This window comes from Massilimicrobiota sp. mt181, assembly GCF_055420065.1.
Genome location: NZ_JBVAYN010000040.1, coordinates 1 through 9180 on the forward strand (window position 1 = coordinate 1; position 9180 = coordinate 9180).

Consider the following 9180-nt stretch of genomic DNA (forward strand, 5'->3'; position numbering starts at 1 on the left):
ATATGAATCGTGATGATTATAAGAGATACATAGTTGAAATGCTAAAACAGATCAACAATATAAAATATCTCAAAATCATTTATGAAATTGTAATGAAATACTTTACAAGATCATAGGACGAGTCAATCTCGTCTTTTTATTTATAGAGATAAGGATTTTATATATTTTTTAATAACTTCCCGTTCACTATCAGTTAGATCGAGATATTTTTTTATAAGCTCTTTGTCAAAATCATCGAGATGATATTCCTCAACAAGTTGATCTAGGATAGTTTCTGGAAGGTCAGTAAACATATCACCCAAACCTTCTTTTAGCCAAGCATATGAAACATTAAATTCTCTGCAAATTGACTTTGCCATTTGCTCAGTTAAGTTTCGCTCTCCACGTTCTAAATTAGATATGGCAGTTTTAGTAACACCAAGTTGATTTCCAAATTTTTCAAGTGATAGATGTAATTCTTTTCTCAATAGTTTTATTCTTTCACCACTATTCATATATATCACCTCCTAATCAAATAATAACATAAGTTTATGAAAAATCAATAAAAAGTACACAAAGATAACAAAATATCGTTGACAAAGTTATCAATGATAAATATAATGTAATCAGAGATAACAAAATAGGAGGTGGAATTCAACAAAGAAAATGTATCTTACCATAATCCTCATGATCAACATCAGAATGATGCAGTAGTCCATATGATTATGAGGATTTTATGAAAAATTATAAAGAGAGAGGAAGATATGAATGAAATGTTCTATTGATGCCCTATATGCAAATAATGAGATTTATGAGGTAAAGTTATATCTTTCTTTATCATACCTCGATTGGTGTAAATTGTTAAAGAAAGAAGAGTTCCTTCATTTAATAAAATATCTGAACAATCAAGGAATTCTAAAAAGTAATTCCGAGATTCTTGAGGATTTACATTTAAAGGAAAAGTTGGAGTAGAAATCAAATCATTACCTTTGCCACGTATTTTTTTAGGAAGCAATTCGCATTGTATAGACTTGCCGTTGCTATTTATAGAAATAGAAGAGATTGATATTGGATTTGTAGAATTGTTTGTGATGAACATGTACAGTTGGATGACATTAAAAATGTTTTTGTAGTCCTTAATTTCTATATCAAGTTTTTTACGTGATTGTAATAATTTAGAAATTCCTAGAATACCAGATACTACAAAAGAAATGATAGTCATTATATTTAAGATGATATCTGTGTAATTATCAAGATTCATTATAATATACCTCCTTTCCTTTAAATTATAGCATAGCATTTGTATAAAACATTAAAATCATGAAAGTGAGAGTAAAAATGAACGAAAAAGAAATAGTAAAAAGATTAAGAGAAATTGCAAAAATAGATAGTCTAAGTAATGAAGAGCTTATGGAAAAGTACAGTTTTTTAAAAGAAGAAGATTTATTGCCGAGTTCAAAATATGCCTATATAACAGGAATCATAAGGGCAGAAATAGAATGTCTCATAGCTAAAATTGAGGGAGGTGAATAGGATGGACATCAGTAAGAAGAAAAATGATGCAATCGAGTTAGCTCAATTGCTATCGCCACTTGACAGCAAGAACAAGGAAAAAGCAAAGACATGGATCGATGGATTCATTACTGCTGCAAGAGTATTTTCAGAGGAAAGAAAAAAAGATGAAAACAGAAAGGAGAGGTAATCATGATTTATCCAAAGCAGCTAATGACAATAACGGAGCTGGCTGAAATGGGCTTCAGTAGATATAAGCTTAATATGTATGCGAATGATCCACTGGCTCCTGTCATTAAATCAGGGCGCGGGAAAGCCCTATTTGATACAACAAAACTGGATGATTATCTGCTAAGTCTAAAGACAAGAAAAGGTACAAATAAAAAGAAATTGTCTTGGGCAGAGAGAAAGAAAAATCTTTTAAGCAATTGATTGAATAATAGATAAAAAAGAATCACACCATCAAGGAGATGAAGAACATGAAAAACGGGAAATTATTTGAATTGATTGTTATGGCAATGTGGTGCATTGGGATTGCAGTAGTCGTTATTGGATGCATGAATTATTCTAATACTGGAGAATGCATCACGCTTGTTGCTATGGGAATAGCAATCGTGAAAATGGGGGAGGTGCTTGCAGACAATGTTCAACTTTGACAGACCAGATCTCGTCTGTGGGAAGATGAAGAAAAGAAAGAGAAAAAGCATATTACCAATGATCATCGTTGTCATAGTGATCGTGATAGTAATTGTCATATTGAAAATGAAAGGAGTAGGTTGAAATGAAATATAATGAAGCAACAAAAAGAGGAATTGAAATGATGATGAAGAACTTAAAGAGTCATCTGGAAAATGAAGAAGAGGAAGGGAGAGTAGCTGTCGGAATCATTGCAGTAACGGTTGAACCATTTGGAGCAGGAACAGTTGTATTAACAGACAGAAATATTGAAAATGCACTTGTTGAAATGGGGTATATAGATGAAGGAGAAATTTTAACTTTGCTTCAAAATCATGGCAAGAAAATCAATCGTGGAATAAGAAAAAAACTTTCCAAGGGACTTTCAAGAGTCATTGAGAAGATGAATAGTGAAGAAGACTTATAAAAAAGCAAAGAAAAAATCACTCAGTATGCACGTTGTGAGTGATTTCATCCTTGCTTCCACAAATATATCATCAAGTGGATTATAGCATATATAAAGGCTAGAAGCAAGGATGTTTTATGCATATATCGTCCTCGTTATGGATAGTAACAAATCAACGAAGGAGAGATGTAGATGGCATTCAACAGAAAGAAGCATAGAAGATATGCTGATTATGATTATGAAGAAACGTATGATATGACTGCATCATCTCTTGATGAAAACAGGATAAGGGAAATGTTAGCAGATGGCAGGATGACAAGCGTATATGCAACAAAGACAATAAGAAGTGGAAATCAATTCGAGATAGAAATATATCCCGAATTTACAAAGAAGCAGATGAATAAAATGAAAGCAAAAAAGAAGAATTACTCTGCACAGAAAAAGCTGAATGACAAGAATTCAAGAAAGCGACTTGAAAGATTGATCAATGCAAACTTCACTTCAAATGATTACTGGATAACATTGACATACGCAGATGAGCATCTGCCTAGAACAATGGATGATGCAATGAAGGACATGAAGAATTTCATACGCAAGATAAACTACAGAAGAAAGAAGCTAGGCATAAACAATGCTAAGTACATATACATTACAGAATTTTCAAAGGAGAAAGGCATTAGATGTCATCATCATCTCATACTCGAGGGTGGGATGACGATGGATGAAATAGAATCAAGGTGGACAAAAGGAAGAAGAAACAACATAAGAAAGCTGGACCCAGATGAAAATGGATTGACGGGAGTTGCTGCATATCTGTCGAAGGATCCCAAAGGGAAAAAGAGGTGGAAATCATCCAAGAACCTGAAGAAGCCCAAGGAAAGCAAGAGCTATACCATCTTTCCATTTCCAAAAATAAGGAAGATGATCATCAATAACAACCTGATAGAAGAGATGATGACAAGAAGATATAAAAACAGGATATTTACAAGATGCGAAGTCAGGTACAACGAATTCAATTCAAAGTTCTACATATATGCAAGGATGAGGTATGACGAATGAAGAGGATAACAAAGGAAGAAATGATTCAAAAAAAAGAAGAATACCTGTTGGCTGAAAAGATGGATGAAAAGTCAGAAAATACACTAAAGCATTATAGACACGTTATTGAAATGTTCATTGAAGCATCAGGTAATGAAGTTACAAAGATGGATATTATGAGGTTCAAGGAACATCTGATTCAAAGATACAAATCAAAGACCGTCAGCAATTACATAATAATCATAAACAAGTTCATAAAATATATTGAAATGATAGATGAGGATGAAAGCAAGGAATTGAGCGATTTGAAGGAATACAAGAGATCGCAGATGAAAATCAAGAATATAAAGATGCAGCAGGTGGCATCTCTTGATGAAGTGCTCGAACCTTCAGACCTGAAAAAGATGCTAAGAATGGCAAAGAAAAGGGATTACGAGATGTATCTCGTGATGCGTATATTTGCCTATACAGGAATACGTGCAGAGGAACTGAAGTATTTTACAGTTGAAAATATAAAGAGCAATTACATTCAGGTAAGAAACAAGGGAAAGATAAGAAAGGTCATCATGACAAACAGTCTTAAAAATGAATTGCAGAAATACTGCAAGGAAATGAATATGACATCAGGATATATCTTCAAAGGAAAGAAAGAAGGAACAATGATGCATTCGACGACTGTTTACAAGCGATTGAAGAAGATAGCTGGAATGTGTCGAGGAATCAAGCTGGACAAGGTCCATCCGCACTCATTTCGTCATCTGTTTGCAGTCAAGTTTTTAAAGGATGGCGGAGCAATAAATGACCTTGCGGATATACTGGGACATAAGAATATTAACACGACGATGATCTATGCAAGGACAACGGACAAAATGAAGAAAGAACAGCTGGAAAGGATGAAATACTGATGAGAGTCAAGGAAATAAAAGTTGCAAAGACGCAATTTGATGAAATAAGAAAGGGAGAGGATGAATTACCGCTTCTTTATAAAAAGGAACAATGTATGGATTACAAAGAGGGGGACGTTCTTAAGATTTATAGCATGAATAAGGAATTAAAAAAAGACAGATATTATTTTCATGCGCAGGTTGAAAAGATGAAAAAGAAAGAAATTGATGAATATGAAGCATTTATCTTGAAAGTTAGGTTGAGATTAGACATGCCAGCCTATTTAAAAGGATGTGAAGAAGATGGAGTATAGAGAATTCATTGAAAGCAAGATGAATGTTCCAGATACGAAGGGGATTACAATCAATGAAGATGAACTAAATGACGTTTTATTTGATTACCAGAAAGCAATCGTCAAGAAAGCGCTAGAGAAGAAAAAATATTGTCTATTTGAAGCATGTGGAATGGGAAAGACACTGCAGCAGTTAGAATGGGCACATCATGTTTCTGTTCATACAAATAAGCCTGTTATCATAGTAGCTCCACTTGGTGTGACATTGCAGACTGCTAGAGAAGAAGCACCTAAGCTTGGTTATGATGTGCATATCATGTATGACTATAAGGTGCATGATGGAATTAACATCATCAACTATGAACAGTTGGATCATATTGATTGTTCTATATTTGGTGGAGTTGTGCTTGATGAATCAAGCATTCTAAAAAATTTCACGGGAAAGATGAGAACGAAGCTGACAGAAAAATTCAAGGATACGGAATACAAGCTATGCTGTTCAGCAACTCCAGCTCCAAATGATTTGATGGAATTATTGAATCATGCTGATTTTCTAGGCATAACAACGACTGCAAAGGCACTTGCAACATACTTCATCAACGACATGAAAACAGGCTCATATAGATTGAAAGGTCATGCGACAAGGGATTTCTATAGATGGTGCTGTACGTGGTCAGTCAATATAGAATCACCACGAGATTTAGGATATGCAGCTGATTATTATATTCTGCCTGACCTGAATGAAAGGGTTGAGATTATAGAGATTGATGTGATAGATGACGAATTTGAAAATGGTCTATTCAGAGAGATAGGAACATCTGCAACTTCGTTTCACAAGGAAAAGAAAAGAACAGCAGATGCAAGAGCAAGAAAATGTGCAGAGATAGCTTCAAAAGACAAAGAACAGTACATCATATGGTGCGATACGAATCAGGAAGCGGATTTGCTGAAAAAATACTTGCCAGATGCAGTTGAGGTCCGTGGAAGTGATAAAGCAACATTCAAGGAAGATGCTTCTATGTATTTCAAGAATGGCCAGATAAGAGTGCTTATATCGAAGCCGAAGATATTCGGTTATGGAATGAATTTTCAAAAATGCCACAATGTCATTTTTTGCGGACTGACATATTCATATGAAAACTATTATCAGGCTTTGAGAAGAATATATAGATTTGGACAGAAGAACGATGTCTTTTCATACATCGTGATTGGATCAACAGAAAGACATATTCTTGAAAACATTACGAAGAAAAGAAAACAGCAGGAAACACTAAAGAATAGTATGGATATTTCTGTCAAGGAGATTCAAAAATTGAATTTTGAAGGAAAGGAAGTGAAGAGGGCAGAGGAATTTGCAAAAATCGAGATGCCTGATTTCATATGACATACAAGCTATATAATGACGATTGTGTAAACGTATGCTCACAGTTGCCAGATGATTGCATTGATCTGACAATAACGAGCATACCATTTGCAAATCTATATACATACAGTGATGATGAACGTGATTTTTCAAATGTTAAGGATTTGAATCAGTTCTTCGAGCAGATGGATTATCTGATACCGCAGCTTTACAGAATTACAAGACCGGGAAGATCAATAGCATTGCATCTTAAGCAGATACCAACATTCAAGGGACGTGATGGTGCAATGGGATTGATTGACTTTAGAGGAAAAGTCATCGAGGCATTCATTCATCATGGTTGGACATATCATGGAGAGATTACAGTATGGACTGATCCGCAGATTGAAGCGACAAGAACAAAATCGGCTTCAATTCTATGGAATTCATATAAGAAATTCGCAGAAATCACAAGAACAGGAATGCCGGATTATGTTGTGATCATGAGAAAGACCGAAAGAGAAGATGAGTGGGTTCATGTCAATCATGAAAACAACGATGAAGAATTTCATAGATGGACAAGACTGGCAAGTCCGTGCTGGGCTGTAGGAAATGCAAGTCCAGAGGTATCAAGAACAAATGTATTGAACACAAAGATTGCAAGAGAGGACAAGGACGAGAAGCATATGACACCATTGCAGCTTGACCTTATAGAACACCTGATAGGTTGGTATACGAATGAAAACGAGATTGTACTTGATCCATTTGGAGGTGTCATGAGCGTTCCATATGTTGCTGTAAAGAACGGAAGAAAGGCAATTGGCATCGAATTAAAGGAAAGCTACTATTTAACAGGTATGAAATATATGAAGGAGCTGACAATGAAAATGAATCAGCCAACGCTATTTGATATGGAGGAACTATAGATGAAAGTGTATATTGCAGGAAAGATAACAGGGAACAAAAACTATGTAGAACAGTTTGAAAAGGCTGAAAAAGTATTGAAAGAATTAGGACACGCAGTCATTAACCCTGTTAAAAATATAGGATTCAGTTACAGAGAATATATAGATATGGGATTGAGTGAGCTGTCAAAATGCGATGCAATATGTCTGCTTGAAGGGTATGAAGAATCTAATGGTGCATTGCTGGAACTTCATTATGCAACGACAGTTGGAATGACAGTCATGCATTTATGTGGTATTGGTCATGGAATCAAGAGCTCATAGAATCATGATACTCAAACAGGCAACAGTTGAATGCAATCCCATGATCAACAGAAGGACAAGAAGAAAAGCGGCTGTCATATATGAAGATGAGATAGATGTCGTATTGACAAGAATTGAGGAACTGGAGGCATTCGAGGAAAAATATAGACATATTACAGCAAGGGAGAAAAGACATGAAACAAAGAATAATACTGAGATATAGATTGAAGAAGGATGTCATTGCTTTGGATACAAAAAACAGAGCAATAAAGCTGAAAAATGGAACCAGATACTGGATGGACAAGAATTCCGGAAACGAGAAAAAGGTTCTTTTATATAAGCATTCGGAAAAGATAGGTGATAGAAGGAGATACAAGGATTGCATACGAATGAGCAGAAAGGACCTTGATGAATATTTCGAGGAAATGAAGAAAGAAAGCATCATTGTGAACGATATAGAGGAAAGCATGAAGCTGAATGAATCGGTAGACTACATAATCGAAGAGATGAAAAGAAAAGGAGCATGATAATGGTTGAATACTTGCTTTTGGATAAAAATGATATAACGAAAGTGTGTGGCAGAATGACGATAAAAGAGCTACAGGAAGAGATGAAAAAAACAAGAAGTGGAGTATGTGCATTCATCAGTCAGGGAAAGCTGTTCAGGGATAGATATGTTCTTGTAGAAGATGACACAAGGAGCGAAAGTGAAGAAGTATCGCTTCTTGTGACGGAAACGGAAACAGGAAAGAGATACTATGCGATGAACAGTGGATCATTCTATGTCATATACAAGAGTGGGAAGAAGAAAGTATTGGAAGGTTATACAAAAAGAAGAAGAGGTAATGACATTTGGTATGTGAAATTGGGAAATAGAGATTATTGCTGCAAGAATCTAATGGCTCATCTGTTTATCAGGGAGTACAAGAATGGAGATACAGTGATATTGAAGAACGATAGTAATCCAAGAAATGTATCGGTTGACAACCTGATTGTCATCGACAAGGCAAAATATGCAAGAATGACAGGACCAATGTCACGTTCAAAAAAAGTGGCACTTTATGAAAACGGAAAGCGTATAAGGACTTTTAAGTCTGCACGAGAAGCAGGACGTAAATGCTTTTGTTCATATCAGACCGTACTGGATGCATGCAACAACAGATACAAGACAAAGTTATTCGATTTTAGATGGATATAGGAAGGGATGAATTAAAATGCTAAAGAACAATAATGAACGAAAAGAATTTATATTAAAAGATAGCAATTGGAAGGTCATTCATGATCTTCCTGATATTGCTACGACAATATCACAGCTAGAGCTTCCAGATGGTACAAGGATATTGAAATATGACATCAAGGAAGAAAGAGTAGGAGAAACATACTATATAGGTGTTCATGACATAACAAGATATAGAGTAGTATTGAATGATCATGTGAGTAATGAAGTTTCTATGTCTTATTTAATTGATTTGTTGAAGAAAGTGAAATAGAGGTGAAGATAAATGGGAATTTGGATTAGAAGTCAGAATAGACAAGAATTAATAAATGCAGAAACAATCAGATATTATAATTGCTATCATGGATCAGTGAACGCAATTATTGCAGATGAATTTTTCATGGGTGATTATTCATCACGAGAAAAGGCTATGAAAGTATTGGATATGATTCAAGATGAAATTAGAAAACCTTATAGAACATATTCAAAAGGGGAAAGCTCACTTGGAATTATTACTCAGGTACTCGAAAATTACAGTGATAAAATATTTCAGATGCCACAAGATGATGAGGTAAAAGTATGAATGAAATCATTGAAAGATTAAGAAAGCTGAGTGAAAGTTTAAGG

18 protein-coding genes are annotated in these 9180 nt (G+C 34.9%); 16 read left to right on the top strand and 2 right to left on the bottom strand.

What is annotated here, in order from left to right:
* Positions 1–140 precede the first annotated feature (140 nt).
* Together ACZYT4_RS13480 and ACZYT4_RS13485 are read right to left on the bottom strand one after the other, a co-directional pair.
* A complete protein-coding gene (locus ACZYT4_RS13480; RefSeq protein WP_463786727.1) occupies positions 141–494 on the bottom strand; it encodes a helix-turn-helix domain-containing protein in 354 nt (117 codons plus the stop codon).
* 263 nt (positions 495–757) lie between these two features.
* A complete protein-coding gene (locus tag ACZYT4_RS13485) occupies positions 758–1240 on the bottom strand; it encodes a hypothetical protein (protein WP_191340737.1) in 483 nt (160 codons plus the stop codon).
* A 77-nt stretch (positions 1241–1317) separates the two neighbouring features.
* On the opposite strand from ACZYT4_RS13485, the gene ACZYT4_RS13490 reads away from it, so the two are divergent.
* From ACZYT4_RS13490 to ACZYT4_RS13565, 16 genes are all read left to right on the top strand, one after another.
* Positions 1318–1512, top strand: a complete 195-nt coding sequence (locus ACZYT4_RS13490; RefSeq protein ID WP_463786731.1) for a hypothetical protein — start codon at positions 1318–1320, stop codon at positions 1510–1512.
* Between the two features lies 1 nt (position 1513).
* On the top strand, positions 1514–1681 hold the full coding sequence (locus ACZYT4_RS13495) for a hypothetical protein (RefSeq protein WP_463786734.1): 168 nt from the start codon (positions 1514–1516) through the stop codon (positions 1679–1681).
* Positions 1682–1683: 2 nt separating this feature from the next.
* A complete protein-coding gene (locus ACZYT4_RS13500) occupies positions 1684–1923 on the top strand; it encodes a hypothetical protein (protein ID WP_191340734.1) in 240 nt (79 codons plus the stop codon).
* Between the two features lie 47 nt (positions 1924–1970).
* Positions 1971–2147, top strand: a complete 177-nt coding sequence (locus tag ACZYT4_RS13505; RefSeq protein ID WP_463786736.1) for a hypothetical protein — start codon at positions 1971–1973, stop codon at positions 2145–2147.
* 125 nt (positions 2148–2272) lie between these two features.
* The gene (locus ACZYT4_RS13510) at positions 2273–2593 is read left to right on the top strand and encodes a hypothetical protein (protein WP_463786737.1); all 321 of its coding nucleotides are present in this window, start codon (positions 2273–2275) and stop codon (positions 2591–2593) included.
* A gap of 171 nt (positions 2594–2764) precedes the next feature.
* Positions 2765–3631, top strand: coding sequence for a rolling circle replication-associated protein (locus ACZYT4_RS13515; protein ID WP_463786739.1), 867 nt, complete (start codon positions 2765–2767; stop codon positions 3629–3631).
* On the top strand, positions 3628–4515 hold the full coding sequence (locus ACZYT4_RS13520; protein WP_463786744.1) for a tyrosine-type recombinase/integrase: 888 nt from the start codon (positions 3628–3630) through the stop codon (positions 4513–4515). Before ACZYT4_RS13515 ends, ACZYT4_RS13520 begins: the two co-directional genes overlap by 4 nt.
* The gene (locus tag ACZYT4_RS13525) at positions 4515–4808 is read left to right on the top strand and encodes a hypothetical protein (RefSeq protein WP_463786748.1); all 294 of its coding nucleotides are present in this window, start codon (positions 4515–4517) and stop codon (positions 4806–4808) included. The genes ACZYT4_RS13520 and ACZYT4_RS13525 overlap by 1 nt, the downstream gene beginning before the upstream one ends.
* Positions 4798–6171, top strand: coding sequence for a helicase-related protein (locus tag ACZYT4_RS13530; RefSeq protein ID WP_463786752.1), 1374 nt, complete (start codon positions 4798–4800; stop codon positions 6169–6171). The genes ACZYT4_RS13525 and ACZYT4_RS13530 overlap by 11 nt, the downstream gene beginning before the upstream one ends.
* A complete protein-coding gene (locus ACZYT4_RS13535) occupies positions 6168–7055 on the top strand; it encodes a DNA-methyltransferase (RefSeq protein ID WP_463786754.1) in 888 nt (295 codons plus the stop codon). The genes ACZYT4_RS13530 and ACZYT4_RS13535 overlap by 4 nt, the downstream gene beginning before the upstream one ends.
* Positions 7056–7358: a DUF4406 domain-containing protein gene (locus tag ACZYT4_RS13540; RefSeq protein WP_463786756.1), complete on the top strand. Its 303-nt coding sequence runs from the start codon at positions 7056–7058 to the stop codon at positions 7356–7358.
* The gene (locus ACZYT4_RS13545) at positions 7339–7560 is read left to right on the top strand and encodes a hypothetical protein (protein ID WP_463786758.1); all 222 of its coding nucleotides are present in this window, start codon (positions 7339–7341) and stop codon (positions 7558–7560) included. Before ACZYT4_RS13540 ends, ACZYT4_RS13545 begins: the two co-directional genes overlap by 20 nt.
* Positions 7532–7864 carry a hypothetical protein gene (locus tag ACZYT4_RS13550; RefSeq protein ID WP_463786760.1) on the top strand — a complete coding sequence of 111 codons (333 nt, stop codon included), beginning with the start codon at positions 7532–7534 and terminating at the stop codon, positions 7862–7864. Before ACZYT4_RS13545 ends, ACZYT4_RS13550 begins: the two co-directional genes overlap by 29 nt.
* A 2-nt stretch (positions 7865–7866) precedes the next feature.
* A complete protein-coding gene (locus ACZYT4_RS13555; RefSeq protein ID WP_191341293.1) occupies positions 7867–8535 on the top strand; it encodes a hypothetical protein in 669 nt (222 codons plus the stop codon).
* Between the two features lie 16 nt (positions 8536–8551).
* Complete coding sequence (locus ACZYT4_RS13560) at positions 8552–8827, top strand: hypothetical protein (protein ID WP_463786764.1); 276 nt, start codon at positions 8552–8554, stop codon at positions 8825–8827.
* A gap of 12 nt (positions 8828–8839) precedes the next feature.
* The gene (locus tag ACZYT4_RS13565; protein WP_463786766.1) at positions 8840–9136 is read left to right on the top strand and encodes a hypothetical protein; all 297 of its coding nucleotides are present in this window, start codon (positions 8840–8842) and stop codon (positions 9134–9136) included.
* Positions 9137–9180: the final 44 nt, after the last annotated feature.

Excerpts from the sequence above, each read along its gene's own strand:
- ACZYT4_RS13480 (WP_463786727.1), bottom strand. The coding sequence starts at position 494 with ATGAATAGTGGTGAAAGAATAAAACTATTGAGAAAAGAATTACATCTA.
- ACZYT4_RS13485 (WP_191340737.1), bottom strand. The coding sequence starts at position 1,240 with ATGAATCTTGATAATTACACAGATATCATCTTAAATATAATGACTATC.
- ACZYT4_RS13490 (WP_463786731.1), top strand. The coding sequence starts at position 1,318 with ATGAACGAAAAAGAAATAGTAAAAAGATTAAGAGAAATTGCAAAAATA.
- ACZYT4_RS13495 (WP_463786734.1), top strand. The coding sequence starts at position 1,514 with ATGGACATCAGTAAGAAGAAAAATGATGCAATCGAGTTAGCTCAATTG.
- ACZYT4_RS13500 (WP_191340734.1), top strand. The coding sequence starts at position 1,684 with ATGATTTATCCAAAGCAGCTAATGACAATAACGGAGCTGGCTGAAATG.
- ACZYT4_RS13505 (WP_463786736.1), top strand. The coding sequence starts at position 1,971 with ATGAAAAACGGGAAATTATTTGAATTGATTGTTATGGCAATGTGGTGC.
- ACZYT4_RS13510 (WP_463786737.1), top strand. The coding sequence starts at position 2,273 with ATGAAATATAATGAAGCAACAAAAAGAGGAATTGAAATGATGATGAAG.
- ACZYT4_RS13515 (WP_463786739.1), top strand. The coding sequence starts at position 2,765 with ATGGCATTCAACAGAAAGAAGCATAGAAGATATGCTGATTATGATTAT.
- ACZYT4_RS13520 (WP_463786744.1), top strand. The coding sequence starts at position 3,628 with ATGAAGAGGATAACAAAGGAAGAAATGATTCAAAAAAAAGAAGAATAC.
- ACZYT4_RS13525 (WP_463786748.1), top strand. The coding sequence starts at position 4,515 with ATGAGAGTCAAGGAAATAAAAGTTGCAAAGACGCAATTTGATGAAATA.
- ACZYT4_RS13530 (WP_463786752.1), top strand. The coding sequence starts at position 4,798 with ATGGAGTATAGAGAATTCATTGAAAGCAAGATGAATGTTCCAGATACG.
- ACZYT4_RS13535 (WP_463786754.1), top strand. The coding sequence starts at position 6,168 with ATGACATACAAGCTATATAATGACGATTGTGTAAACGTATGCTCACAG.
- ACZYT4_RS13540 (WP_463786756.1), top strand. The coding sequence starts at position 7,056 with ATGAAAGTGTATATTGCAGGAAAGATAACAGGGAACAAAAACTATGTA.
- ACZYT4_RS13545 (WP_463786758.1), top strand. The coding sequence starts at position 7,339 with ATGGAATCAAGAGCTCATAGAATCATGATACTCAAACAGGCAACAGTT.
- ACZYT4_RS13550 (WP_463786760.1), top strand. The coding sequence starts at position 7,532 with ATGAAACAAAGAATAATACTGAGATATAGATTGAAGAAGGATGTCATT.
- ACZYT4_RS13555 (WP_191341293.1), top strand. The coding sequence starts at position 7,867 with ATGGTTGAATACTTGCTTTTGGATAAAAATGATATAACGAAAGTGTGT.
- ACZYT4_RS13560 (WP_463786764.1), top strand. The coding sequence starts at position 8,552 with ATGCTAAAGAACAATAATGAACGAAAAGAATTTATATTAAAAGATAGC.
- ACZYT4_RS13565 (WP_463786766.1), top strand. The coding sequence starts at position 8,840 with ATGGGAATTTGGATTAGAAGTCAGAATAGACAAGAATTAATAAATGCA.